General features: G+C 59.9%; 20 protein-coding genes, 2 tRNA genes and 1 pseudogene. 6 read left to right on the forward strand and 17 right to left on the reverse strand.

The genetic code is table 11. The features are described from left to right. Positions 1 to 33: 33 nt before the first annotated feature. Complete coding sequence (locus NKJ28_RS02855; protein ID WP_352633940.1) at positions 34 to 1,533, forward strand: aminotransferase class V-fold PLP-dependent enzyme; 1,500 nt, start codon at positions 34 to 36, stop codon at positions 1,531 to 1,533. Next, positions 1,520 to 2,395 carry an MBL fold metallo-hydrolase gene (locus tag NKJ28_RS02860; RefSeq protein WP_352633942.1) on the forward strand — a complete coding sequence of 292 codons (876 nt, stop codon included), beginning with the start codon at positions 1,520 to 1,522 and terminating at the stop codon, positions 2,393 to 2,395. The genes NKJ28_RS02855 and NKJ28_RS02860 overlap by 14 nt, the downstream gene beginning before the upstream one ends. 845 nt (positions 2,396 to 3,240) lie before the next feature. On the opposite strand, the gene NKJ28_RS02865 is transcribed toward NKJ28_RS02860, so the two are convergent. Both NKJ28_RS02865 and NKJ28_RS02870 read right to left on the reverse strand, forming a co-directional pair. After that, a tRNA-OTHER gene (locus NKJ28_RS02865) sits at positions 3,241 to 3,342 on the reverse strand. 90 nt (positions 3,343 to 3,432) lie between these two features. Then, a tRNA-Leu gene (locus NKJ28_RS02870) sits at positions 3,433 to 3,517 on the reverse strand. Positions 3,518 to 4,179: 662 nt separating this feature from the next. Between NKJ28_RS02870 and NKJ28_RS02875 the strand changes: the two genes are divergently transcribed. Continuing rightward, positions 4,180 to 5,040 carry a hypothetical protein gene (locus NKJ28_RS02875; protein WP_352633944.1) on the forward strand — a complete coding sequence of 287 codons (861 nt, stop codon included), beginning with the start codon at positions 4,180 to 4,182 and terminating at the stop codon, positions 5,038 to 5,040. Positions 5,041 to 5,384: 344 nt separating this feature from the next. Here NKJ28_RS02875 and NKJ28_RS02880 read toward each other — a convergent pair whose 3' ends face one another. From NKJ28_RS02880 to NKJ28_RS02895, 4 genes and pseudogenes are all read right to left on the reverse strand, one after another. Continuing rightward, positions 5,385 to 6,578 (reverse strand): IS91 family transposase, encoded by a 1,194-nt coding sequence (locus NKJ28_RS02880; RefSeq protein ID WP_352633946.1) that lies wholly within the window; start codon positions 6,576 to 6,578, stop codon positions 5,385 to 5,387. A 12-nt stretch (positions 6,579 to 6,590) separates the two neighbouring features. Continuing rightward, positions 6,591 to 7,477: pseudogene (locus NKJ28_RS02885) on the reverse strand (tyrosine-type recombinase/integrase). Between the two features lie 271 nt (positions 7,478 to 7,748). Continuing rightward, entirely contained in the window at positions 7,749 to 9,197 is a 1,449-nt protein-coding gene (locus NKJ28_RS02890; protein ID WP_352633948.1) for an argonaute/piwi family protein, read from the reverse strand. Next, positions 9,194 to 10,537, reverse strand: a complete 1,344-nt coding sequence (locus tag NKJ28_RS02895; RefSeq protein ID WP_352633950.1) for a DUF4365 domain-containing protein — start codon at positions 10,535 to 10,537, stop codon at positions 9,194 to 9,196. The genes NKJ28_RS02890 and NKJ28_RS02895 overlap by 4 nt, the downstream gene beginning before the upstream one ends. A gap of 365 nt (positions 10,538 to 10,902) precedes the next feature. Between NKJ28_RS02895 and NKJ28_RS02900 the strand changes: the two genes are divergently transcribed. Both NKJ28_RS02900 and NKJ28_RS02905 read left to right on the forward strand, forming a co-directional pair. Then, a complete protein-coding gene (locus tag NKJ28_RS02900; RefSeq protein ID WP_352633952.1) occupies positions 10,903 to 11,745 on the forward strand; it encodes a hypothetical protein in 843 nt (280 codons plus the stop codon). Then, entirely contained in the window at positions 11,742 to 12,200 is a 459-nt protein-coding gene (locus NKJ28_RS02905; protein ID WP_352633954.1) for a hypothetical protein, read from the forward strand. Before NKJ28_RS02900 ends, NKJ28_RS02905 begins: the two co-directional genes overlap by 4 nt. A gap of 618 nt (positions 12,201 to 12,818) precedes the next feature. Here NKJ28_RS02905 and NKJ28_RS02910 read toward each other — a convergent pair. The 10 genes from NKJ28_RS02910 to NKJ28_RS02955 all read right to left on the reverse strand — a co-directional run bounded on the left by NKJ28_RS02910 (position 12,819) and on the right by NKJ28_RS02955 (position 23,272). Next, a complete protein-coding gene (locus tag NKJ28_RS02910; protein WP_352633956.1) occupies positions 12,819 to 14,225 on the reverse strand; it encodes an NAD(P)(+) transhydrogenase (Re/Si-specific) subunit beta in 1,407 nt (468 codons plus the stop codon). 1 nt (position 14,226) lies between these two features. Next, positions 14,227 to 14,652: an NAD(P) transhydrogenase subunit alpha part 2 gene (locus tag NKJ28_RS02915; RefSeq protein ID WP_502898263.1), complete on the reverse strand. Its 426-nt coding sequence runs from the start codon at positions 14,650 to 14,652 to the stop codon at positions 14,227 to 14,229. Continuing rightward, positions 14,652 to 15,890 (reverse strand): Re/Si-specific NAD(P)(+) transhydrogenase subunit alpha, encoded by a 1,239-nt coding sequence (locus NKJ28_RS02920; protein ID WP_352633960.1) that lies wholly within the window; start codon positions 15,888 to 15,890, stop codon positions 14,652 to 14,654. The genes NKJ28_RS02915 and NKJ28_RS02920 overlap by 1 nt, the downstream gene beginning before the upstream one ends. 148 nt (positions 15,891 to 16,038) lie before the next feature. After that, positions 16,039 to 17,184: a Gfo/Idh/MocA family protein gene (locus tag NKJ28_RS02925; protein WP_352633962.1), complete on the reverse strand. Its 1,146-nt coding sequence runs from the start codon at positions 17,182 to 17,184 to the stop codon at positions 16,039 to 16,041. Positions 17,185 to 17,239: 55 nt separating this feature from the next. After that, positions 17,240 to 17,977, reverse strand: coding sequence for an SDR family oxidoreductase (locus NKJ28_RS02930; RefSeq protein WP_352633964.1), 738 nt, complete (start codon positions 17,975 to 17,977; stop codon positions 17,240 to 17,242). Then, positions 17,974 to 18,786, reverse strand: a complete 813-nt coding sequence (locus tag NKJ28_RS02935; protein ID WP_352633966.1) for an HpcH/HpaI aldolase family protein — start codon at positions 18,784 to 18,786, stop codon at positions 17,974 to 17,976. Before NKJ28_RS02935 ends, NKJ28_RS02930 begins: the two co-directional genes overlap by 4 nt. Next, complete coding sequence (locus tag NKJ28_RS02940) at positions 18,783 to 19,754, reverse strand: phosphoglycerate dehydrogenase (RefSeq protein WP_352633968.1); 972 nt, start codon at positions 19,752 to 19,754, stop codon at positions 18,783 to 18,785. The genes NKJ28_RS02935 and NKJ28_RS02940 overlap by 4 nt, the downstream gene beginning before the upstream one ends. Positions 19,755 to 19,766: 12 nt before the next feature. After that, positions 19,767 to 20,870, reverse strand: a complete 1,104-nt coding sequence (locus NKJ28_RS02945) for a Gfo/Idh/MocA family protein (protein ID WP_352633969.1) — start codon at positions 20,868 to 20,870, stop codon at positions 19,767 to 19,769. Between the two features lie 242 nt (positions 20,871 to 21,112). Beyond that, on the reverse strand, positions 21,113 to 22,183 hold the full coding sequence (locus NKJ28_RS02950; protein WP_352633971.1) for a LacI family DNA-binding transcriptional regulator: 1,071 nt from the start codon (positions 22,181 to 22,183) through the stop codon (positions 21,113 to 21,115). Between the two features lie 120 nt (positions 22,184 to 22,303). Continuing rightward, entirely contained in the window at positions 22,304 to 23,272 is a 969-nt protein-coding gene (locus NKJ28_RS02955) for a Gfo/Idh/MocA family protein (RefSeq protein WP_352633973.1), read from the reverse strand. An 83-nt stretch (positions 23,273 to 23,355) separates the two neighbouring features. On the opposite strand from NKJ28_RS02955, the gene NKJ28_RS02960 reads away from it, so the two are divergent. Continuing rightward, complete coding sequence (locus NKJ28_RS02960) at positions 23,356 to 24,252, forward strand: sugar ABC transporter substrate-binding protein (protein ID WP_352633975.1); 897 nt, start codon at positions 23,356 to 23,358, stop codon at positions 24,250 to 24,252. 64 nt (positions 24,253 to 24,316) lie between these two features. Here the strand turns inward: NKJ28_RS02960 and NKJ28_RS02965 are convergent, their stop codons facing one another. After that, entirely contained in the window at positions 24,317 to 25,186 is an 870-nt protein-coding gene (locus tag NKJ28_RS02965; RefSeq protein WP_352633977.1) for an SMP-30/gluconolactonase/LRE family protein, read from the reverse strand. Positions 25,187 to 25,191: the final 5 nt, after the last annotated feature.

Genomic DNA, 25,191 nt, shown 5'->3' on the forward strand with positions numbered 1-25,191 from the left:
TCTAAGTCAATATCCGAGCCGGGGAGACTGACCATGCAAGCAGCTCGCCCAACGACGAGGCAGACCGAGACCCCTCTGTCAAAGTTCCGCCAGGGGCTGAAGAAAAAGGCTGACGTGACCGCCGACCTCCGGGATGCGCTTGTGGGATCGACGGCGAAAATCGTGGGTCCCTACGGGCCAAAGGACCTGGTGTACGCCGACTATGTCGCGTCAGGCCGCGCACTCCGTCAGATCGAGCGCTTTGTCCTTGAGGAGGTCCTGCCGTACTACGCCAACAGCCACACGGAAGCCTCGTATTGCGGAGGCTTCATGACCCGCATGCGTCGGGAAGCGCGCGCCCTGATCGGTCAATTCTGCGGGGCCACCGAACGGCATGCTGTGATCTTCACCGGCTCCGGCGCTACGTCGGGGATCAACCGCCTCGTCAAGCTATTCAGCGTCGCTGAAGCCGTGGCAGCGGGCAAGCGCCCTCGGATCATTATCGGTCCCTATGAGCATCATTCCAACATTCTGCCCTGGCGCGAGAGCGGGGCAGAAATCGTGGAAATCGCTGAGCATCCGTCTGGCGGGCCGGACCTGTCTCAGCTCAAGGACGCTGTTGGCGGGGGGTCGTCAGATCTGACGATATGCTCGATGTCCGCGGCCTCGAACGTCACGGGCATCACCAGCGATGTCGCGGCCATCACCGCGATCGCGAAGGCCGCTGGCGCAAAGATGATCTGGGACTATGCCGGGGCGGGTCCTTACCTGCCGATTTCCATGTCGCCCGCCCCTGATGCCCAGATCGACGCGATAGTTGTTTCGCCCCACAAGTTCCTCGGGGGTCCCGGCGCCTCCGGCATCTTGATCGTTCGACGCGACGGACCTTCGACGAAAACGCCGTCGTGGCCAGGTGGCGGGACGGTGAAGTTTGTCTCCCCCAAGACACACGATTACAGCGACAGTCTGGAATCCCGCGAGGAAGCCGGCACGCCGAACGTGATCGGCGACATACGAGCCGCGCTGGCCTTCATCGTCAAAGACGCGATCGGACTCGACGCGATGACAGCGCGCAATCGCGAGCTGGCGCGTCGTGCTTTTCGCGCATGGAAAGCCCTGCCGCGGCTGGAGCTCCTCGGTCTATCGGATCCTGAGCGGCTTCCGATCTTTTCCTTCCGGGTCAAAAACGGAAAGGACGGCTACGTCCACCAGCAGCTGATCACGCGCATGCTAAGCGACCGGTTCGGGATCCAGGCGCGCGGTGGCTGCGCCTGCGCCGGCCCGTATGTCCACAGACTGCTGTCGATCGACGACGAACGGTCCGAGGAAATCAGGCAAGCCATTCTCTCCGGCGACGAAATGAAAAAGCCTGGGTTCACCCGGTTGAATTTCAGCGTTCTGCTGCCGGACGAGAAGGTGCAGTTCATACTCGATGCTGTAGCGCAGATTGCGTCGGACGCAACGGACTTCGAACATGACTACGACCTCGATCCTGGCCGGGCGATCTTCTTCCCGCGAGCCGCAGTCGAGGGCATTGCCCATGCAGCAGCCTGAAGTCGCCGGGTTCTATGATGCACGGACGGGCAGCATCCAATATGTCGTTGCATGCCCGAGTTCACGAAGATGCGCCATCATCGACCCCGTACTCGATTTCGACGAAAAGTCTGGCTCGACAGCAACGACAAATGCGGACGCGATCCTCCACTACATCAACAGCCGCAATTTGAAGCTCGAGTGGATCCTGGACACCCATCCGCATGCGGATCACTTTTCGGCCGCGCGCTATCTCAAGGCAAAAACCGGCGTGCCGACAGCTATCGGCGAGCACGTGAAGCAAGTGCAGCGGATCTGGCAACGGATCTATAACTTCTCGGATCTCCCGTGTGACGGCTCACAATGGGATCGGCTGTTTTGCGACGGCGAGACCTTCAACATCGGCGAGCTGGAAGCGCGCGTCATGCACTCGCCAGGACACACCTTGGCGTCGATAAGCTATGTCATCGGCGATGCAGCGTTCATTCACGACACACTTTTCATGCCCGATAGCGGCTCCGCCCGTGCAGATTTTCCAGGTGGCAGCGCAGCTGACCTATGGAAGTCGATCCAGGACATTTTGAGCCTACCCGACCCGACGCGCCTCTTCACCGGGCATGACTACAGGCCGGGAGGGCGCCAGGCTCTGTGGGAGAGTTCGGTAGCGGAGCAGAAAGAGAAAAACCCGCATGTCGCCGCTCATTCGCGGAGTACGTTCATCAGGCTTCGAGAGGCCCGAGACAGGACATTGCCAATGCCAAAACTCATATTGCATGCCCTGCAGGTCAATATCCGCGGAGGGGAACTGCCTCAGGTCGAGGAAAATGGCCGGCGTTATCTGAGGATGCCGCTCGACGCGCTGCCAGCATCGGTCTGGGGTTAGTGACGAATCGGATGGCTCTCTCCAGCAGTTCCTGCCCGCGATCGGTTTCAGGATCACTGATCGGGTGTACGCTCGGTCCGATTGGCGGAGGCGGGTCGATCCTCGCTACGTCCTATTGATGTACGTCGTCGGAATGAGCAATCCTGGGAGCGCTCTCGGAGGTGATCGCGGCAAGCAATTGCGGTGGCGCGTCTGCAGCACTATTATCGATCATGTTTCTGAGGAGGTATCTCGGATGTGGGATAGGATCGCCAAGCTTCGGATATCGAGCCGCACCTGGGAGGCAATTCTTTTGGGGATGAAAAGCTTGAGGCGAACCTCAAATAGCCGATGTATGTACTGGTGATTTGACGCGATTCCATTGAAAGCGGTCCTCCGCTATCACCGATCCCCCCGACGCTACGATGCGCATGCTCGGACAGGTGTTCGCCGCTATCCTCTCCTGTAGCTTGAGCTTAAACCCATCGAACCGAACGGGCTGAGTGCTGCCGTCGGGAGCAACGCTCATCCGTTCCGCTGGATCATCTGACGCATCGCTTCCCAAAAAATGAATGAATCCAACGCACAATTATGCCAATCAGACGTCGTTCAACCTAGTGGCCAAAGCTCGCTCCACTGCTTACGGGCACATTGCCTGCGCAAACACATTTCGTCTGCGGCCAACTAATACATTGAAATAAAAAGGAAAATTGGCGCAGCCGACAGGATTCGAACCTGTGACCTCTGCCTTCGGAGGTAGGCCTCGCATCCGCACACCCGGCGCCCATCAAGACGTTTTCCGCAGACTAAATCGCAGACTAATCCAAAACTTTAGTCTGCGGAGTCCAGCTAAGTTATTGAAATAATGGCGCGCCCGAAGAGATTCGAACTCCTGACCACCCAGATTCGTAGTTAGAATCTCTGAAGAATGTTGGCGCCTCGCCGCGATTCGAACGCGAGGCCTTCGCTTTCCGAGGGCGCATGTGACGTTGCCGACGCCCCGGGGAGCCGGGTCTAATTCAAACGGCCTGACTGCCGAATGCCATTGAATTAAGAAGTGGTGCGGGTGGTCGGGCTCGAACCGACACTCCTTTCGGAACTGGATTTTGAATCCAGCGCGTCTACCAATTCCACCACACCCGCATGCAACCACCAAGTCCGTTCGCGGTGTTTGTGAGACCCCGCGGCTCCTGTGTGGCTCCTGGCCCGCGTATGTGCCACAAGGTATTCCATGAAGTCCAGAGCGATTTCCCAGCGAAATTCGTGCATTTTCATTCGCTCACGAGCCGAACGATCCAACTTGGACATTTGGCACCGACTCCTAGTTCGGCGCTGTTCGCTTAGGATGATCTAAAGGCCGAATTTGTTTCACGGGCTAGTGGCCTCGAGCCGGTTGCTCCGGGACGACAAAGTCGCGCCAGGAGTCGCCCTTTTTAGAGCAATCTGCAAATGTCGCGATTTGGGGCCGGAGAACGACCCGCTGCGGACAAGTCTTAGAAACCCGGTGAGACGGATTTCCTGCTGCTGTCGCCCGAGCCCCGTCGGCGGCCGCATGGCATGCTCCGGGTCATTCCGGACGAGATAGTAAGCGACGAAGTCTGGACCGACCCCGGACACAATTGCTTCCGGGTTCAGGGAAGCGGTCGGCTGACGAGTGACGCCCTATTGCAATCCGGCGGTAGACCGACTCCACTGCTCGGCTTGGCCGGGCAGGAAGCGCTGTTCCGGAAAGTCCGACAGTCGATAGAGGCTTCATGGCCAGTGGCTCACCCCCGACACCGTCACTCCACCTGGACATCAAGAAAATGTCCGCCGTGTTCGGAAAGACCTCCGAGATCTACGGCCGCATTATCAATGACATCGCGCCTGACCTGATCAAGGAGAAGTACACATTCGAGGACTTGTCCGAATTCGAGCGCAAGTCTCTGAATGAAGAAACTGGCCGGGAGTACTCTGGGCGCGTCTATTGGACCGAGATGCTCAACAGGGCGCATATGGCATCCGTCGCATCGGTTTTCCGAACAACTAGATGGATCGAGGTTGCGATCCGTGAACATGAGGCTGGAAGCCTCTACGGCTGCGCATCAGCATGTAGAAGCCTTATCGAGTCAGCAGGCGACATCGGTCATAGCCTGAGTCCCGTGGCGCATACGCTCGCGAGAATCAAGGAAGCGGTCAAGGCTGAAATTTCAGGTCACGCCCCTGACGCGATGATCATTTCGAAGGAGCTGGAAGATTCCCTGATACACTTCACGCATGCCCGCAAAGTGGCAAAAACTGAAACAGCCCCTGACAGTCACAATGCAATGCCGACGTTTAAGTACATTGACTACGTCGATCGGATGAAAATCCCCGGAGTGAAGCCTCTATACGCGAAACTATGCGAGATCGTTCACCCAGCTGCCGAATCCGTGTCGGTAACATTCGTTTCCGAAGACGGAGCCTGGCTCGCTGATCCCCAAAATGAAAGCGCGGTCCTCGAGACGTTGCTTGCCGAACGACGAAGCACTCTTTCGGGCGTTGTGATGGCTTCTTACAATGCGCCGCTGCTGATCCTGAAGACGCTTCACTCCTTCGACCTTTTCACAAAGTTGTCCGGACTGCGTAAGTACCGTTTCGACGACATTCCCGAGTGGCAGAAGATCGCAAGCGCGCTGCGGTCCTAGAACGAATGTCGGAATTGGTGAAGGTTTTTCGATGCGGGCCGCGGCGTGACGGTGGCGGCTGGGCCTGTGTCGGCCCGCGTTGAAAAACCTCCCAAGGAGGAGGCCGCGGGGGCTGGGTGGAGCCTATGGGGAAAGCGTGCGGCTGGCGGTGACCGGCGGGCACGACAGCAGCAATCGGGTTGGCGCAACAACGGCCAATGATGTGATGAGGGCTGGTCCTTGAGGCCGTCTGCCGTTGTGTCTCGGCGATTTTGCGGTGTTCGGCAAAGCCTGACGCAAACCGGCGCCACCCCGGAGCGCACCGCAGATCCGGGCCGGCCTTGGCTGATGTGGCATGCATTTCGTCATGCGGCCTTTTCCCTCGGTGGCGCCCGGGATCTGGGTTGCTGGCCACGGCGGAATATCTCGACGATGCGCATCGGGCCGCCGCAGTCCGGGCATGGCTCCCTCAGGATAAGCGGGGTGATCTCGGCGTTTGGCGCTACATCTGGCGATGGCGCTTCCGCCCCGAGCAACGCACGGATCTTGGCGACATTGGCCTTGCGGCCCGCGCTGGCCAGCAGGCCGTAATGGCGGATGCGGTGGAACCCGTCGGGCAGCACGTGGATCAGGAAGCGGCGGATGAACTCTCCGGTGGCCAGCCGCATCACCTTGTGACGGTCGCCATTCTTGATCCGGTAATCCTTCCAGCGGAAGGTGACAGTCTCGGCATCCGCGCTGATCAGGCGGCTGTTCGAGATCGCCACGCGATGGGTGTAGCGGCTGAGATAGGCCAGCACGGCCTCGGGACCGCCGAACGGTGGCTTGGCGTAGACGACCCATTCGGATTTGCGTAGCGGCGCGAGCCAGGCGGCGAAGGTGTCAGCCTGTGCAAGCCCGGCCAGATCCCCGAAGAAGGCCAGATCGCCTGATCGATGCAGCGCCATCAGGCCTTCCAGAAAGAGCCGTCGGAACAGCCGCGATAAGACCCGCACGGACAGAAAGAACCCGGGGCGGCAGCCGATCCACCGCGTGCCATCCGGCGACAGTCCCCCTCCGGGCACGATGATATGGACATGCGGGTGATGCGTCAGCGCCGATCCCCATGTGTGCAGCACGCTGGTCATGCCGATGCGTGCGCCGAGCCGCTTGGGATCGGCCGCGATCGTGCTCAGCGTCTCGGCCGATGCCCGAAACAGCAGGTCATAGACAGCCTTCTTGTTCCAGTAGGCGATCTGAGCGATCTCGGCAGGCAAGGTGAAGACGACGTGGAAATATTCCACGGGCAGCAGATCCGCGGCGCGGGCGGCCATCCAATCCCGCGCCGCAGGTCCTTGGCACTTCGGACAGTGCCGGTTCTTGCAGGAATTATAGGCGATGTGGTTATGCCCGCACTTGGTGCAAGCCGCCACATGCCCGCCGAGCGCCTCGGTTCGGCAGGCTTCAATCGCCGACATGACCTTGAGCTGGGCCAGGCTGACATGCCCGGCATTGGCCCGCCGCCACGCGGAGCCGTAGGTGCGAAAGATGTCAGCGATCTCCAGCGTGGCCCGGGCCACGTGACCGGGGCGCTACTCCAATCCGCGTCGGAGCGTTTGGTCCTGAAGCTTCTTCAACGCCTCGAACGGGCTGACCGTGCCGCGGATCGTCTTGGTGGCAACGTGGGCATAGATCGCAGTGGTATTGAGCCGGGCATGCCCGAGCAGGACCTGAATGACCCTGACATCGGTGTTCGCTTCCAGGAGATGCGTGGCGAAGCTGCGCCGCAACGTGTGCAGCGTTGCGGGTTTGTCGATCCCAGCCATGTTTTTGGCCGAGGTGAAGGCGCGGTTGAGCTGCCGCGGCGAGATCGGGTTGATCCTGGGTTTGCCGGGAAACAGCCAGCCCTGCGGCCGCGCCTCGCGCCAGTAGGCGCGCAAGAGCTCCAGCAGCCCGGGCGACAGCATGACCTTGCGGTCCTTTTGCCCCTTGCCCTGTTCGACATGGATCAGCATCCGGTTACTGTCGATGTCGCCGATCTTGAGGTTACAGACCTCTGACGCCCTTAGCCCGGCCCCATAGGAGATGCTGAGCGCCGCTCGATATTTGAGGCCCGGCCCTGGGCCGCCATCAGAAGGTCGGAAACCTCCTCGACGCTGAGCACCACGGGCAGCTTCCGCGGCTGGCGGCGAAACTGCATATGCCGCCTCATGTCCTCACGCCCGCAGGTGGTGCCGAAAAAGAACCGCAGCGCCACGATGCGGGCATTGAATGTCGTGGGTGTCACCCCGGCATTCGTCATGTGCAGCTGGTAGGCGCGCAGGTCATCAGGTGTGGCGGTGTCCGGAGATCGCTTCAGAAACCTGGCGAAATCCTTGATGGCTCGGATATGAGCCTGCTGGGCTTTGTCGCCCATCCCGCGGATGCGCATGTCTTCGATCATCCGCTCGCGCAGCGGGGTGGTCCTCTCCTCCGTCATGGGAACCTCCTGTCTGATGGTTGAGAAGACCCCAATCGTCAGCCAGGACCGCAAACCCACAAATGCACGGCGTTCAGATCATTGCTGGACCCTCACCACGGGCGCCAGTGCCGCGCGAGCGGCTTCGTCCATGGGCCGTCTTCGGACGGTCCGCTTTAAGGTGCCGAGCCTCGAATAGCTGCCGTCGGACCCGGATCGCACCACGCGCATCGATACCGCGATCCTGTTAAGCTAGTCCGCATGCAGCCTGCCGCGCTTTGGGATCGGCAAGTCACATGTAGAAACTGTACCGGGGTGCTATCTCCTGATCCTCACCGACGTACTTCAGAACTTCCCCCACTTGCCGGGCGGCTGCGATCGTGATGGGGAGCCCGTTGTCGAACTGAGTATTGTTCCAGTTCATTTTTGTCAGCGCCAGGGTCTCGTGGGCTATGTGCTGGAGAGGCTGGCCAAGAACCTGACAGCGAAGCAGAAGCGGCCTTGGGATGTACATTCCCGGGTACGTTCGGAAAAACTCGACACTGCCTTTAGTATAGAGCAGAGCCTGGTCTTTATCGATCCGCAGTAAGCTACCCCTGAGCGGCGGATAAACGCCGAGTCGGTAGAGGCGGGTCATCGACTTCCGAATCCAAATAAAGTCTGCGTAGTCGATATCTCGCTCGTCTATCGCTTTGTGAAAGCCATCCAGTTCGTTGCGGTCAAACTTCGATGTCTTGTGAAGGACCACCCGCGCCGGGTAATGGTCATGCTGCTTGCGGAACACCTTCAGGGAGTCCCGGAGAAGGGTATACGCGTCCTCCGCGGTGAGGTGGGGTGAGCGATCTTCTTCGCTTTCCACCATCCGGCCACCGCGGAGGATGAGGCCCTCGCCTCGTTCGTCGAACATCTGAGCTGTGCTGGTATGGACGTATTCGCCATCGACAGACCTGTAGAAGCTCAACCCAACGAATGACGTCCTGCGTTCACGTGCATCACGCGCAAGCCGCCAGGGCAATCCGCCTGCCTTGTAGTAGATCGCAGTCACGAGGTTCCAAGCGATGGTTGCCGCATCCTGCGTACGCCGTTGGCTGCTTTCCTTGAGCTTTCTCGAGATGCGATACGACGGATCGTACGTCGTAGGCCAGATCAGCTGTATCGGGATGCGGAACCGCATCGCGGCCGCTTTTAGCATGCCGCGGAAGTCTGGGTCTCCTCCGGCCTCAGCCTCATCCTTGTCCTCGTCAAGCGTCTCCCTCGCGTTCACCGTTCTCTCGATGATTTCTACCGGCAGCGCTATCAATATCACATCCGGCTTTACTGTCTGCTCGGCCAGAACGGAGATCTCCTCGACCATGGATTCCACCACGGCCCGGGTGACCTCTCTCTGCCCTGGGATCGCGACCAACCTTGCGATTTCTTTTGAAGGAAGGCCTCGCTGGAGTTCACTCGATGTGAAGAAGTCGCAGTGAAAGGTTTCATCGTTTTGAAGACCGGGAAACGCTGGGAAGAGGTTGGGCTGCCTGCTCGGCTTGGCCTCGAAACCTTCAGAGCAGGACTGCACCCACTTGGCGGTTCCTTCCAAAGTCTCGGCGCTTCCGATGATTCCCAGTTTGATGCGCTTGGGTGCATTCTGTGCATTCAGGTCGAACGGGCCGTAGTCCATAACACCGAAGCGAATATCGGTGTGTCGCAGCCCGCCTCCGAATTCCAACTCTGGCTCGGCTAGGTGAGATAGTCTCATTCGACCCCTCCCTGCATTTTGTCGAAGTCGAAGAGCGGCGAGGCAGCATTAGGTTCTTGCGACGCCCACAACGTATCGGGCACTCCTACCTCCAGTTCCATCGGGGCGGTCTCACGGAAGCGAAGGAACGGATAGGCAGCTGTAAGCAGATCTCCGCCGGCCCTGTGCGTCGTCAGGAAGGCGCGCCACATCACGAACTGTCCCATCACAGCCGCGTTGTTCTCAAGCTCCTTTATTTTCTTGAGGTGCTCTCCCGACAGCAGGTCCGGCTCCAACCCGTCTCTGGTGAAGTGATATGTGGGAGTGACCTCTACGAACCACTTCTTAGCGTAACAAACGAACTGCGCACGGAAACCTGAGTGACGGAAATATGCTGGTTTGGCTGGGTTCGACCGCTGCCGGCCGTATGGGCCGACTACGCGCCGAGTGGTGGTGTTTTGTAGGCTCCGATACGGGTAGTTCAGCTTCTCGCGGTTCTTGGGCTTCGTGAAGAAGAGGACCTTTGAGTCTCGATCCCTGTACAAGTTTGGGCGAGCGAATTCTCCGAGCGTCCTGTTCAAGAGTGCGGTGAAATCCCGAACGCGGTCGTCGTTATCACTGCCTGACCACTCGGACGTGTCGAACTCCTCGAGCGCGGTGGTGTCGCACACCTTGTTCCAGGGCCACTTGTCTAAGTTATGGAAGGATAGGACCGCGTTTTCTCTCACAATCCACTCAGAGGGTGCTTTGGCATCGAGACTACGCAGGGCCGCGCCGAATGATCTGTCGGAGCCGTGGTCCGTCGGTGCCCAGTAGATCGTGTTGACGAAGTCCACCTCCAGGAGGTTTAGCAGCAAGGATTCATGAAGGCGTACGCTGGGACCTGTTGAGCCCGGACGGACAGAGGCTGCAACTGAAACGAGCGCGTTCTTAGCATCGACGGTGAATGCGTCTTGCTGTTTGTCAAAGACTACTCTCTTGGATGAGAGGTTCTCAGCATTGCCAAACCACTCCTTGATGGATTTCCAATACGCCTTTCCATCCTGCAATTTGACGACGATCAGCAGGACGGGTGCCGTTCCATGCATCCAGTATTGAATATCAGAATCCGTAACGGGAAACTCAAAGGAAGAATCCGTTTCCGCCTGCAAACGGCTGCGCTCGGTCGCCTTGCCTTGAACCTGAAGACTCAGATTGCTGACCACCCCGGTAGTGTCGTCACGCAACTCGACGTAACCGTCAATTCCAGCTTCGACACCGCCGGTCTCGTAGAACATAAAACCCATGCTCAATACGATCTGCCGGATATGGGCGATGCCTTTCTCGCCGATAATATCCGCTCGCCCAATCTTCTTCGACATGAGTTCCCCCAAGACTTCCTGAGCGGAGAGAATCAACAGGAATCGTCTACAAGTAGATACGACGGCCTTGGAAGTTCATCAATTTCGCGGGCGAACGATCCTGACGAGCGAAGTATCGGCACTGTGAGCCCGTCACGGGAACCGAGTATCTTTTGCCCGTCAGCGAGACGAACCATCAGCGCGGGGCGAGCGCGATCTTGAACGCTTCGGCATCACCGGACTCGCAGGGGTGCACGCTGGCGGAGTTCGTCACGACGACGCGAACAAACTGGCACTACGAATGTGTTGAGTCCTATCTTCGCGGGGGTACGAGTTTGCGCTAATATAATACTAGGGGGTGCCGATTGTTACAACCTCGATTATTGTTGAAGGATCACCGCAAGCTGGTTTTTGAGCCTGGCGGTTCCCGCCGAACTTTGCCCAATCTCCGTGAATCCGACATCCTGTCTGGCGGCGATGAAGGGCACTTAAAATTGCCCGATCAAAGAGAAGAACAAACCAACGATCCGGGTTATGACTTCGCTTACACTGACCCGGACGGACAATTCGTGGCAGTGCAGGTCAAGCTGGGCAGCGCGACCAAGACCGGCAGCCGCCCGGGGAAAACACTGGAGAAGTGGGCTCGCCTTCCGTTCGACCGGGGGTACCCGTTCGATCGAACGGAACTCTGGCTTTTGGATCGAGGCAGCCTCACGCTGCAAATCTGGTCAGCGGGCAGGAATCAGCCTGACGCTCAATTTGGCTTGGCCGAAGTGGTCGAGACCGGCGTTAGTCCGGACATTTCCAACCGGCGATCGGCGCAGAAGTTTGATAGCGCGAGGGTGGAAGAGCGCGTAGCCCGATGGGTCGAGCAGGTTGAAGCGCTCTTCATCCAGATCGAGGGGTGGGTGGAACCGCACGGTTACTCGGTCGACCGGACGCAGACTGTTTCGATGAACGAAGAGATGATGCAGCGCTTTGCAGTGTCCGCTGTGAAGCTTCCCATGTTGCGGATACGAAAGGGGACGCGTGTTGCTGCAACAATTTTTCCTGTTGGTCTGTGGGTTATTGGCGCGAACGGCAGAGTCGACGTGCTCACGCCCAGCGGTGGAGCGACGATCATAAACGCCAGCGACACGCCAAATGACCCAATCTGGATGATTTACTCCTCACCAGGCTCGAAGGCCGTGAGGTTTGGCCAACAGCAGCTTATCGCAGCCATCCAATGAGAGAACTAATTCTCGCAAGTCAACTGCATGCGCAGCTTGATACAGACTATGCGAGCAAACTGTTCCGCGCGACGGCGCGCAATCACCAGCACGCCATAACGCGATACACCGAACTTCGCCGTATCAACGATGGCGCATACTTTCTCATCATCTTCGGAACATTTGAGCGATACATCACCGACCGCGCCGATACAGCTGTCAAAGCCAGAACCGGCAAGCCGCTCTTTCGCCACAGGCGAGCATGGGAGACGCTCTTAAACGGGACAAAGCTACAAACCTCATTTCTGAATAGAGTGCGCGTGCTGCTCGATATGCGATCGCAAAACTTCACCAAGATCGCCGACTACTATGCCGTTCGCAATGATCTGGCGCATGAGGGCATAACAGGAAAGGTGTTTAGCATCCCCACCGTGGTTGCCGACCTTCAAACGGCGCTAAATTCGCTTCGATCGTAGCCACGTCGCCATCCAGCACCGCGCTGAGTGGCAGGCGTTTAGTTTGGCTGGCAAGTTCTGCCTGCAAGACGCGGGGCCGCGGAACGCAACAAATGTGGATCGATGCGCCAGGCAGTTGGCCTAGTCTGCGTAATTCTGGAGTGTAGGGTGAAGCCTCCACCCAAGGCCCTCCGCGGAACGTCGGCTTTTAGGTCAAAGCAAAGTTTGCGGGAACGACCACAATTTGGGCGCAAAGCTGCCATTCGGCATAAAGATAAATGCCTTCGGCGAGTGGCTGAACCAACTCCTTGTCGACCTTGGCGAACCGCTTCGTAAGCTATTGATGGATAACGATTATGTTAGTTGCTGAGGGACGCCTCCTTTTAACAAGAACAAACAGTTAGCGGGTGGTTAGCCAGCCATATCCTTCGTATGTTCTCGTATTCGGTGGCGAACCCAGCGGTGATGACTCCGAATAGATGCCCGTCCGACGTCACTTTCCGAGGCAAAAGGCGCACGCCAAAATTCGTCGGCGAAACGATCGACAATGAATTTCTACGCCTCGTATGCGGCCGCCTTCTTGATCTTCGCGAGCAAGCGCCTTCTATTCAGAACTAGGGTCGCTGCTACAGGCCGGGCTTAGTGATCCATGGCCTTGACGATCTCCTCGGTCATCTTCTTGGCGTCGCCGAGCAGCATCATGGTGCCGTCCTTGTAGAACAGCGTGTTGTCGATGCCGGCATAGCCGGAGCCGAGCGAGCGCTTGACGAACAGGCAGGTGCGGGCCTTGTCGACGTCGAGGATCGGCATGCCGTAGATGGGTGAGGACTTGTCATCGCGCGCGGACGGGTTGGTGACGTCGTTGGCGCCGATGACATAGGCGACGTCGGCCTGCGCGAACTCCGAGTTGATGTCCTCCAGCTCGAACACCTCGTCATAGGGCACGTTGGCCTCGGCCAGCAGCACGTTCATGTGCCCAGGCATGCGGCCGGCGACCGGATGGATGGCGTATTTGACGTCGACGCCGTTGGCCTTGAGCTTGTCGGCCATCTCGCGCAGCGCATGCTGCGCCTGGGCGACCGCCATGCCGTAGCCGGGCACGATGATGACCTTTTGCGCGTTCATCATCAGGTAGGCCGCGTCGTCGGCCGAGCCCTGCTTGACGGTGCGCTCGATGCCGTCGCTGACCACCGCCGCCGTCTCGCCGCCGAAGCCGCCGAGGATGACCGAGATGAAGCTTCGATTCATGCCCTTGCACATGATGTAGGACAGGATCGCACCGGACGAGCCGACCAGCGCGCCGGTGATGATCAGCGCCAGATTGCCGAGGGTGAAGCCGAGCGCCGCCGCTGCCCAGCCCGAATAGGAATTCAGCATCGAGACGACGACCGGCATGTCGGCGCCGCCGATCGGGATGATCAAGAGGACGCCGAGGAGAAGCGAGGCCGCGACGATCAGCCAGAACACCAGCTTGGACTCAGTGGTGACGAGCAGGATGATCAACACGATCAGCGCGATGCCAAGCGCGGCGTTGATGAAGTGACGACCGCCGATCATGATCGGCTTGCCGGACATGCGGCCGTCGAGCTTCAGGAAGGCGATGACCGAGCCGGTGAAGGTGATGGCGCCAATGGCGACGCCAAGGCTCATCTCGATCAGCGCCTGGGCGTGGATGTCGCCCGCCGTGCCGATGCCGAAGCTTTCAGGCGCGTAGATGGCAGCAGCCGCCACCATGACAGCGGCAAGGCCGACCAGCGAGTGGAAGGCGGCAACCAGCTGCGGCATCGAGGTCATGGCGATGCGCCGTGCGGTGACAGCACCGACCGAGCCGCCGATGGCGAGGCCGAGGACGATCAGCCAATAGCGGCCGGCCGACGGGACAGACGGGGCCGCCAGTGCCAGCGTGGTGCAAAGAGCGATGCCCATGCCGATCATGCCGTAGAGATTGCCCTGGCGGCTGGTGGTCGGATGCGACAGGCCGCGCAGCGCCATGATGAACAGGACGCCGGAGACCAGATAGAGGAAGGAGGCGAAGTTGGCGTTCACTTCACTTTTCCTTCTTCTTGTACATGGCGAGCATGCGCTGGGTAACGAGGAAGCCGCCGAAGATGTTGACCGAGACCAGCATCAGGGCGACGAAGCCGAAGCCCGCGGCAAGCCCGGAGGCCGCGATGCCGACAGCGAGCAGCGCGCCGACGACGATGACCGAGGAGATGGCGTTGGTGACGGCCATCAGCGGCGTGTGCAGCGCCGGCGTCACCGACCAGACGACATAATAGCCGACGAAGATCGCCAGCACGAAGATGGCGAAGCGGAAGACGAAGGGATCGATGGCGCCGCCGGACAGTGCGTGCGCGGCGTCGCCCGCCGCCTCAGTGCCGCCGGGCGCCGTGGCCAGGTTCTGCACCGCGAGCCGGACGGCGGCAGTCGCCTGATCGAGCTGGTCGAGGGCTTTCTGCAAGGTTTGGTCCATCACGCGATCCCTTTCGACTTGGCTGCGGCCGGTTTCTTTGGAGCGGCTGGTTTCTTCGCGGCAGCGGGCTTCGCAGGCTCGACCGAGGCAATCATCACCGCCGGCTTGCCGGCGAAGGCGGGATGCACGACCTTGCCGCCATCGGTCAGCATCGTCGCCTTGACCAGATCGTCGTCGCGGTTGATGGCGAGCGTCCTGGTGGTCTTGTCGACAAGCGTTTCGAGGAAGGCGAACAGGTTGCGGGCATAAAGCAGCGAGGCGGAAGCAGCGACGCGGCCCGGCACGTTGAGATGGCCAACGATCTTGACGTTGTTGGCGGTGGTCACGACCTGACCCGGCACCGCGCCCTCGACATTGCCGCCGCGCTCGACCGCGAGGTCGACCAGCACCGAACCCGGCTTCATCGAGGCGACCATGGCCGCCGAAACCAGCTTCGGCGCCGGACGGCCGGGGATCAGTGCCGTGGTGATGACGATGTCCTGCTTGGCGATGTGCTCGGCGGTCAGTGCAGCCTGCTTGGCCTGGTATTCCTTCGACATTTCCTTGGCGTAGCCGCCAGCCGTCTCGGCTGCCTTGAATTCCTCGTCCTCGACGGCGAGGAACTTTGCGCCGAGCGAAGCGACCTGTTCCTTGGCGGCGGGGCGCACATCGGTGGCGGTGACGACAGCGCCAAGCCGCCTTGCCGTGGCGATGGCCTGCAGGCCGGCGACGCCGACACCCATGATGAAGACCTTTGCCGCCGGCACGGTGCCGGCTGCGGTCATCATCATCGGCAGTGCCCGGTCATATTCGGAAGCGCCGTCGATCACCGCCTGGTAGCCGGCGAGATTGGCCTGCGAGGACAGGACGTCCATCGACTGGGCACGGGTGATGCGCGGCATGAATTCCATCGAGAAGGCGGTGACACCGGCCTTGGCAAGTGCGGCGACAGCAGCATCGTTGCCGTAGGGATCCATGATGGCGATCACGGTGGTGCCTGATTTATAGCCCTTGAGCTCCGCTTCGCCTGGCCGGCGCACTTTCAGCACCACATCGGCCTTGGCGGCATCGCCGGCCTTGCCGATCGTGGCGCCCGCCTTGGCGAACTCCTCGTCGGGAATGCGTGACCTGGTGCCGGCGCCGGTTTCGACAACCACGTCGAGACCGAGCGCCGCCAGCCGCTTCACCGTGTCGGGCGATGCCGCAACGCGCGGCTCGTTGGCGTCGAGCTCACGAGGGATGAAAACCGTCTGTCCCACCGCATGATCCTTTCGGTTGGAACCTGTTTCCGCAAGACGTCAGCCGGATGTCCGGCGACCTCTCCGGCAAAGGGTCTGAAAAGCCTGTTGAAGAGTGAGGGCGTCCGACGAAACATCTTCGCCGGGCATGGATGTCCACGCGAAATTCTCAAAATACTGTTCGTAAAAATTCACGCGAACCTGAGCTCGCCGACCGGTATGCAACCTCAATGATTTCTATCACGTGACGCGCATGTTCTGGCGAGGCGACCGTGTCGCCGCCCGTCAATATCACATCGACCAGTTGCATGATGTCTGCAAACACATGCTGTTCCGGGATCTCACGGTGAACGCCCACAATGTTTGGAAGTATCCATTCATTCCCGCCAAAGCCAGGCCTGCTACCTTTGTCGGGCGCCAGGATAGCCGTGTTGCGCCCCTCATAGTCATAGAACTCGCCATTTAGCGTAAGGCCCGCGATGGTGCCCTTGGTGCCGAAATATGTGCCGCTAAAGTCGAGGGAATTGCGGATTCCCCCCGCTGCCGTGCCGTACACCACCGCAAGAAGACTCTCTCCAAAGTCAAGCAGCATCAGCGTGTTGTCGTCGGCTTCTGTCGGAATAAGCTTTCCATTGAAATTGCGGTTTGAAACACGGACTCCCGACAGTGCAGTCACTGCCTTTGCAGGTCCCAGGATTCCTGTCAGCCCGTGAAGCGCATATACCGTCATATCATAGAGCGGGCCTCCGCCGGGCTTTCGATAATACCATGTCGGATCGATTGGAGTTCGCCCTGGGCCGAAGTCCCGCTCCGGTTCGGCCTCGTGGTAGGCGTCGAACGCAGCCCCACAGATCGCCCAAGCGACATCGCCAATTGTACCATCCCGGATCATTTCCTTTGTCCTGATGTTGTGAGGACGGAGCATCTCACCCGGTGAAGAGACCATTCGCAGATTTCGTTGCCTTGCCAGATCGATTAGTTCAGTTGCTTCCGCGGCAGTGACGGTCATTGTTTTGTTGAAGTGGACATGCTTGCCCGCAAGCAGGGCCTTCTTGCCCTGCTCATAGTGGAGGCCAATGGGAGTCGCGATTGTAATCGCGTCGACATCCGATCGAGCCAGGAACTCTTCGTACGAGGTAAATGCCTGGGTGATCCCATACTGGTGTGCAGCTGTCTCGACGCGGTCCACCACGGGATCGCACAATGCCGTCAGCAGAACCCTGTCACGAATGTCATCTTGCACAAGATGGGGGATCAACCCCCGGATACTTACTGTTCCGACGCCCACAACGCCGAACTTCAACGGCTTGACCATCTCAGACCCGTCCCCGCTGCCCTGTTGCGATTTGAAAATTGCCGGAGCGCGGTTCCTAAAGCAGCGTCCGGCCACCATTCACTGCGAACTTCTGGCCAGTGATAAAACTTGCTTTCGGCGATGCCAGAAAGGCGACCATGTTGGCTATGTCCTCGGGGGTGCCAAAATGGCCAAGGGGCGTGCGGTCGAGGTACCAGTTGCGACTGGCCTCTGGTACTTCGGCATGGCGTTCTACCGGGATCCAGCCCGGCGCGACGAGGTTCACCGTAATTCCCTCCGGGGCGAGCTCATTGGCCCAGGAACGCGTCATCGACAGCATTGCTCCCTTTGCCGATGCATAGTTGCCGAAATTCGGGTTACCAAGCTCGGCGATCTCAGAGCCGATGTTGATGACCCGGCCGGACTTGCGGGCGCGCCAGTCCGGCAGCACAAGCTGGAGCAGTTCAAGCGGCGCCTTTACGAAGAACTCGAGCTGGTCGAGATACGTCCGCCATGACTGTTCCATCAGCGGCATTTCCGGCTGTGGTCCCGTGGCGTTGTTCACGATGAGATCGACCGGTCCGAGAGCGTCGCGTATCTGATCCAGACCGACACGCAGCTGGTCTTTGTCAACGACGCTGAACCGCGCTGCAAAAGCCTTGCCTCCATCCGCCTCGATCGTGCGCACCACCTGCGAGGCGCTTTTTTCGTCGCTGGCATAGTTGACCGCCACAGCCCAGCCATCTGCCGCCATGCTGCGGGCCATGACGGCACCCAGTCCACGCGATGCGCCGGTTATCAAAGCTACGTTCATGATGTGGGTTCCATCAAAGAAGTTTCAGTGTCTTGGCGGGTGGAAATGTCGAATGCGGATCGGAGAGATCGAGCCCCCTCCTGCAGAAAGGTCTGGTCGCTCGACAGCAGGAAGAGGCTGGACCCCAGTGCCAGCCAGCCAGGAAGTTCAGCAAGATCCGAGACGAACATGCCCGTGCGCATCCCGGCTTCGGCGGCCTTCCGGCAGATTTCATCGACCGCTTCCACCACCTGTGGATCTTTGGGAGAAGTAGCCCCCATCGAAATGGTGAGATCAACGCGGCCGATGAACAGACAGTCCAGGCGTTCGACGCGGATGACGTCAGACAGATTGTCGAGAGCTTCCCGGTCCTCGATCTGGGCGATTACGACTGTGTCCTCGGTCGACCGCTCCCGGTGTTCAGCCATCGGTTTGGTTGTGTAGCCTGCCGCACGCGTTGACCCTGCGTAGCCGCGGCCGCCAGGACCGAACAGGGCGCCCCGCACCAGCCGGTCAGCCTCTTCACCACTGCGGATGTGCGGCGCGACAACCCCCACGGCACCCAGATCAAGGCAGTTCAGCAGGCTGTCGGCCGATGCCGTGCCGGGACGGACAAGAACTGGCATACCAAGCGCACGGGCAGCGAAGATCGACCCGTCCAGGTCGCCACGATCGAACGGTGCGTGCTCGGCATCGAGACACAGGACATCCAGTGTCGAGCTCGAAAGGACTTCAACGACAGTGCGGCTGGGCGTCTTGATCCAGGTGCCGATGAGCGGCGCGCCAGAACGCAGTCGCGAGCGAAACGAAGGGGCAGGATGCGTGGTCATTGGCTCCCCCGGAGGAAGTCACGGTTGACGACGGTGTTGGGCATTCGTCCTGCAAGCACGTCAAGAACGGACTGTGTTGCCGACCCAGTCATGCGCGCTATGGACTCATGGCTGATGCCACCCATATGCGCTGCACAGACCAGATTGGGGACATCGCGAAGGGTATCGGCGCCCGGTGGCTCCGTTTCGAAAACGTCGAGACACGCGCCGCCCAGCCTTCCCTCCCGCAGAGCCTCGAAAAGCGCCTTTTGATCGACTACGGGGCCGCGGGATGTATTCACCAGAATGGCCGTGGGCTTCATCCGGGCAATTGCGCTGGCATCGATGAGGTGATTGGTCTCCGCGATGAGGGGAACATGGAGGCTGACGATATCTGAACGGCTCAGAAGCTCTTCGAAACTGGCAACCTTTTCGGCGTCGGCAAGTGCATCGACCTGAGCATCGAAAAAGCAGATGGTGACCCCAAAACCGGCAAGTCTGCGCGCCACTGCGCGCCCGATGGTACCTGCGCCAACAAGTCCAACGGTTTTGCCCGGCAGTTCGCCGGGCGTCAGTGGACCTACGCGCTCCCAGCGGCCGGCCTTGACCGAGTTGTCCTGCTGGGGAATCTTGCGTACGGCCGAAAGGATGAGCGCCAGCGTGTGGTCTGCCACGGTCTCGGCGTTCATGCCCGGGGTGATTGCGATCGCAATTCCCAATTCATCAGCCATGGCGCGATCGATCGAATCGAAGCCGACGCCGACGCGCGCAATTATCCGCAAATCTGGAAGCGCACGAAGGACGTCCGCCGTAAACGGATCGGTGCTGACGATCGCAGCGGCACAACCTGCCGCCAGATGCGTCAATTCGTCGGGCGTCCGGACGCCAAGCTTCGGCGCGAGCACCAGTTCATGGCCGGCATCCAGGAGGCGTCTGCCTGTGGTCGCGCCGTTGCGATCGAAGCCCGGCCAGCTGATGAAGATACGCACCAGATTACCCCTTCACTCGTCTACGCTTCGGTAGGAGATGTCGACGCGCTGACCGAGGCTGGCGGCCCTGATCGCTGCATCGATGATTTCGGAGCAGTAGTACCCATCGCGGAACGTTGCTCCGATCGGAGCAACCTCATGCAACCCAGCAATCGCACCCAGAATGTGAACGGCCTCATGGCTGAATGTGTCTACCCAACCAAGCGGATGGCCTGGCGGAAACCAGTTTGACTGGTAGGGATCAGCACTTCGCATGACCGGAATTGTCCGGAAGGCCTTGTCGCCTCCAGCAACACGCAGCTCATTGAGACGCTGCATCGAAAACGCTATCGACCCTTTTGAGCCGTCGACTTCGATCCTGCTTGTAACCAGATGACCGCCAGCGACCCGTGAGGCCTCGACGACGCCGAGCGCGCCGTTGTCATAGTCGAACAACGCTGCAAACTGGTCGTCCGTCTCGATCCGGGCGCCATCGCTTGCGGCGCCGACCTTTATTCGGGTAACGGCCTGCACGGTCGTTGGGTCAGCATTCATTAGGAAGCGTGAGAGATCAATGTGGTGCGCCCCGAGATCGCCGAGCGCTCCCGCACCTGCAGCCTGCCTGTCATCGCGCCAGCTTTTCTCGCGTTTTTCATCGAGAGACGAGGAGACAAGAAACTGCGACCGGTAGTGAAAGATTTCGCCGATCTCGCCGGACTGGATGATCTCACGTGCGAGCTGCAGCGCGGGAAAAAAGCGATAGTTGTAAGCACACATATGCTTAACGCCTGATTTGTGAGCTGCATCCCACATCGCAAAGGCGTCATCTGCAGTGGGGCCAAGCGGCTTCTCGCAAAACACGTGCTTGCCGGCTCGAGCTGCGGCGATTGTCGGCTCGACATGCAGCGCATTTGGACCTGAATTGTCGAACAGATGGATCCTGTCGTCGGCCACGATGTCGCGCCAGTCCGTGACACCCTGTTCCCATCCCAGCCGATTTCTGGCTGCTTCGAGTTTTTGCGCATCGCGGCCGTAGAGCGACACCAGCCTTGGGCGAGGCACGGCCTCCGGAGCGACGAGAGACACATCGCGGTAGCCAAGCGTATGTGACTTGCCCATGAAGGCGTAGCCGACCATGCCAATGCCAATTTCGTTCGATCCGGCCATTCCGAGGTCCCGTTTCTGCACTTTCGTCCGCTGCCAACCGATCCTGTCAAGCGTGTGACCTTAAAATATGAATAGCTATGCAAAGTCAAGCCGGAACCTGAAATGCATGCAGGATTTGCCGTTATCGGCGTGCCGGCTGCAATGAATTGGGCAGTTCACGAGGTCACGCCAGATAGAAACGAGTGTTTCGGCGGAACTGGCAGATGTCCGGGCTAGCGTGCGGTTGATTTTCGCTCGCAAAGCGTTCCGGGAACGAGGCGCAACTTGCCGCCGCCGGCAGTGCCCTCCTGCCAGCGTTGCTTGAGCGCGGCGATGGCTGCGTCAACCATTTCCGCTCCATTCTGGCGGACCGTGGTCAATGAATAGGACGGCCAGCTCGAAAATGTCGCATCGTCAAAGCCGGCAATCATGACGTCTTCGGGAATGCGCAGGCCGTACTCGACGCGGGCGCATTCCATTGCCCCAATGGCAGTCAGGTCGTTTGCGCAGAACACCGCGTCCGGCGGGCTCTCTCCCGCAAACAGGGTACGAGCGGCTTCATAGCCGCCCTCGTAGTGGAAATTGCCTTTTACGATCTCGACATGCTCGACGCCGAGCTCTTTCAGGCGCCCAACAAATCCCTGCTCGCGATCGGTATTGGCCAGCGTTTCGTTACCGGCGATGTAGGCGAATCGCGTTCCGCCCTTCTGGAACAGGAGATTTGCAATCAGCCTGCCGCCTTCGACATTGTCGCAGCAAACGGCAGAAACCCACTTGTTCTGCTGCCGGCCGTTGAGCAGGACGATGGGAATACGCATCTGTGCGCATTCGTCCGCGGCGTCTTTGGACATGATGGACAGCGCCGATATGATGCCGTCGACACGATAGCGCATGATCAGGGGAATGGCGGCGTCGAAGTACTCGTTATGATCGACGAAGAACACCAGAACCTGGTAGCCCTGCGCCTGAAACTGGCGGGTGAACTGCTCGAAGATGTTGGCGTAGTAGGGATTGTACATTCCGCCAATGACGATGGCGATCAACTGCGAGCGATGCGTTACCAGGATGCGCGGAAGGATGCTTGGCTGGTAGCCAAGTTCACGCGCTGCCGCGATCACTTTTTCGCGCGTCTTCTTGCTGACGCTGGCTCCGGGGGTAAAGGCACGCGATACCGCCGACTGCGACACTCCGGCCAGACGTGCCACGTCGATCGAAGACGGCTGCTGCCTGCCGCGGCCATCCGGACCTCCAGCTGCGTCTAGCAACGTCGGCTGCTTGCTGCCGTTTTCACCGTCCTGCCGCACACCAGACTCCGCCCCTGAATTGCAATGCACAAGGCGGCAGGTTAGCGACAAAGAACGACATCGACAATGTCACGTTTGCAGTTCTGGATACAATGAGCGAGACGAAGACACGTCAAATTGTCATCGTGCGCCCTCCACCACCCGTTCCACCAGATCGAAGGCCCTCAGGCCATCCTCGAGGTTGCACAGGGGTTCGCCGCCGCATCGCAAAATATCCGCGAGATGGTCGACTTCGGCCTGGTAGGCATCGCAATAGCGCTCCTGGAAGCCGGCATCGCGACGGTCCAGAAATGTGCCTTGTGCCGAATCCTGGCGAACGCAGCTGATCCGGGGATCATCGCAAACGAGACGGCCGCCAGACCCGAAGACCTCAAGCCGCTGCTCGAAACCATGGACGGCCCTGCGGGTCGCCGAGATATGGCCCACGGGACCATCATCCCATTCCAGTTGCAGCGACGCGGTGTCGTGGTCCCCGATCTCGGCGAGGCCGGCATCGACGTTCCTGTCGAGGCGGGCGTGAACGCGGTCAGGCTGGCGTCCCACCAGCCAGAGGAGTTCGTCAAGATCATGAACCACCATATCAGCGATGATGCCGCCCTGATGCGCCGTGACGTTTCGATCCGGCAGTGAGACGTCGCGGCTCAGCTGCAGGATATGTTCGATCTTGCCGATGCCGCCGGCCGCTATCCGGTTGCGGACTTCACGCCGCATTGGATCGAAGCGCCTGTGAAATCCGAGTATAACCGGAAGGCCGGATCTGCTCACAAGGTCAATTGCCGCCTCGATGGAGCGGCGATCACGGGCGACGGGCTTTTCACACAGCGCAGGCAGACCGAGACTGACGGCCATCGCCAGATAGTTGACATGCGTGTCTGTCGGTGAAGCTATGACGATAGCGTCAGGCGCCACCGCCCCGGCGGCCTCGCCCAGCGTGGGAAAACAGGATACGCCCCAATCCGACGGCAGACTGCTCGGAGCAAGGGGGTCGACGAAGCCCGCAAGCGCCAGAGACGGGTTGCGGTGAACCGAGCGAGCATGGACGGCAGCTATTCTTCCTGTTCCCACAATGACGATCCGGTACTTGCGCATAGGTCACTTTTTGATTGATTTTCAAGGGGCAGGCATGTAGCACAGGGATAGATGAATAGCTATGCATTTGTGGGTTTGTCGAGATGCGACCTAAACGCCTGAAGTTCTACGCGATCACCCACGACATCCTCGGCGACGTGTTCTGGGATGTCTTTCGCAAGGGGCTTATGGACGCCGCGGAGCGCTATGATGTCGACGTCGAGCACCTGAGACCAGGGAAATTCTCGCCCGAAATCCAGGCGGGGCTTATCGAGGGAGCCATGCATGCGCAACCGGATGGCATCATCTCCACCATTCCTCGTGTGGAGACGGTCGACGCGCCGCTTCGAGCCGTCATCCAGCGTGGCATACCGGTCATAGCAATCAACGCCAGGGACCCACGGCCGCAAGGCGAGCGCATTCCCTATCTGTTTTACATTGGCGGCGACGATACCAACGCCGGACGCCTGGCTGGCAACTATCTGATCGGAAAACTCTCGCCGAAAAGCGGCATGTGCGTGGATCATTACCTGCACGACCACATCTGCCATTCCGATCGCTATCAGGGTTTCGAACAGGCTTTCGGGGCAAGGGGCTTGAGGTCAGACCGACTGCGTGTGCCTGGCGGCGATGCGCAAGCCTGTGCGCGGGCAGTTGCGGAATATCTGACTGAAAACACCGGCGTTGACGCCGTGCTCACACTCGGGCCTCCAGGAGCACAGGCGGTTATTGACGCCCGTAAACTGGTCCCCCACGCACGTCAGTGGGCCCACATGACGTTCGATGTTGCACAGCCGCAGATCGATGGCATCCGATCCGGCGACATTGTCGGCACGATCGACAGCCAGCAATATCTGCAGGGTTATCTGTCGGTGCAGCAGATGTGGCTGCATGTGGCGCAGGGCTTCACGATGGCTGACGACATCTACACGGGCCCGGCCATTGTCGACGCTTCCAATGTTGATGCCGCGGAAGACGGCGTGAGGCGGGGTATCCGCTGAACCGGCCTTCCGCAGATTCGCTCGAAATTGCCGGCGCACGTCCGATCCCATCGCACAGCTTCGGTCAGATCCGGCTGACCGGCTCGCGCAAACCGGTTGCCCCCGGCCTGAAGATGAACAGGTTGCCGGCCTCGATCTGGGCTCGTCTCTGTTCATCGTCGAGCAGCCGTTTGGCTGTTGTCACCGCGAGATGGTCGAGATCGGGCCCGCAGAACGCGCAGGATGTTACCTGCGTGGCTGGCAGGAGCAGCTCGTCTGCAAGCCGCCCCTGCCCCTGGTAGACGGCGATCCGCCCGCCGCCGAACTTGGCGTTCCAGATGTTGCCCTCCCTGTCGGCGACCGCGCCGTCCGGTATCGATGCCAGTGCGGTATCGTCGGCAAAAACCTGTCGTCCGGCAAGCTCTCCGCTGTACGGATCGAGATGGTAACGCCAGATCACCTTCATATGGCTGTCGGTAAAAATGACCTCGTCATCGGGAAGGAAGACCAGGGCGTTGGGAACGTGGATTCCAGAGAGCAACCGGCTGATCTGGCCGGCGGGCGAGACCCGGTAGAGGCTGCCTTCGGGCCGACGGCCCAGGGTCGACATCGACCCGATCCAGAAATTGCCTGCAGGGTCCGCCTTGCCTTCGTTCAGCCGGTTTGTCGACATGCCTATTTCAGGGTGCAGAAGGTACTCGTACTGCCCGCTGGCAGGACTGAAGCGGAAGAGCCCGGTCTGCGCCGCGACCAGGATTTCATCGGCGCCGAGCAGCGCCAGGCCACCGCCCAGTGCCGGCAGCGGCCAGGAGCGCGTAGCACGAGACAGCCAGTCAAGCTCGAAAAGGGTACAGCGCATGATATCCACCCAGTAGAGACGGTTCTGGCGGTGGTCCCACAACGGACACTCGCCAAGCTCCATCTGTAGCGGCAACACTTCGATCAGCTGGGACATCGGCT

The sequence above is a fragment of the Mesorhizobium sp. M0145 genome (assembly GCF_040322355.1).
Lineage (GTDB): Bacteria > Pseudomonadota > Alphaproteobacteria > Rhizobiales > Rhizobiaceae > Mesorhizobium.

Coding starts and splice junctions, on each gene's coding strand:
- NKJ28_RS02855 (WP_352633940.1), top strand. CDS start 34: ATGCAAGCAGCTCGCCCAACGACGAGGCAGACCGAGACCCCTCTGTCA.
- NKJ28_RS02945 (WP_352633969.1), bottom strand. CDS start 20,870: ATGGTCGGCTACGCCTTCATGGGCAAGTCACATACGCTTGGCTACCGC.
- NKJ28_RS02895 (WP_352633950.1), bottom strand. CDS start 10,537: ATGTCGAAGAAGATTGGGCGAGCGGATATTATCGGCGAGAAAGGCATC.
- NKJ28_RS02955 (WP_352633973.1), bottom strand. CDS start 23,272: ATGCGCAAGTACCGGATCGTCATTGTGGGAACAGGAAGAATAGCTGCC.
- NKJ28_RS02890 (WP_352633948.1), bottom strand. CDS start 9,197: ATGAGACTATCTCACCTAGCCGAGCCAGAGTTGGAATTCGGAGGCGGG.
- NKJ28_RS02915 (WP_502898263.1), bottom strand. CDS start 14,652: ATGGACCAAACCTTGCAGAAAGCCCTCGACCAGCTCGATCAGGCGACT.
- NKJ28_RS02930 (WP_352633964.1), bottom strand. CDS start 17,977: ATGAACGTAGCTTTGATAACCGGCGCATCGCGTGGACTGGGTGCCGTC.
- NKJ28_RS02860 (WP_352633942.1), top strand. CDS start 1,520: ATGCAGCAGCCTGAAGTCGCCGGGTTCTATGATGCACGGACGGGCAGC.
- NKJ28_RS02905 (WP_352633954.1), top strand. CDS start 11,742: ATGAGAGAACTAATTCTCGCAAGTCAACTGCATGCGCAGCTTGATACA.
- NKJ28_RS02960 (WP_352633975.1), top strand. CDS start 23,356: ATGCGACCTAAACGCCTGAAGTTCTACGCGATCACCCACGACATCCTC.
- NKJ28_RS02935 (WP_352633966.1), bottom strand. CDS start 18,786: ATGACCACGCATCCTGCCCCTTCGTTTCGCTCGCGACTGCGTTCTGGC.
- NKJ28_RS02965 (WP_352633977.1), bottom strand. CDS start 25,186: ATGTCCCAGCTGATCGAAGTGTTGCCGCTACAGATGGAGCTTGGCGAG.
- NKJ28_RS02875 (WP_352633944.1), top strand. CDS start 4,180: ATGTCCGCCGTGTTCGGAAAGACCTCCGAGATCTACGGCCGCATTATC.
- NKJ28_RS02925 (WP_352633962.1), bottom strand. CDS start 17,184: ATGGTCAAGCCGTTGAAGTTCGGCGTTGTGGGCGTCGGAACAGTAAGT.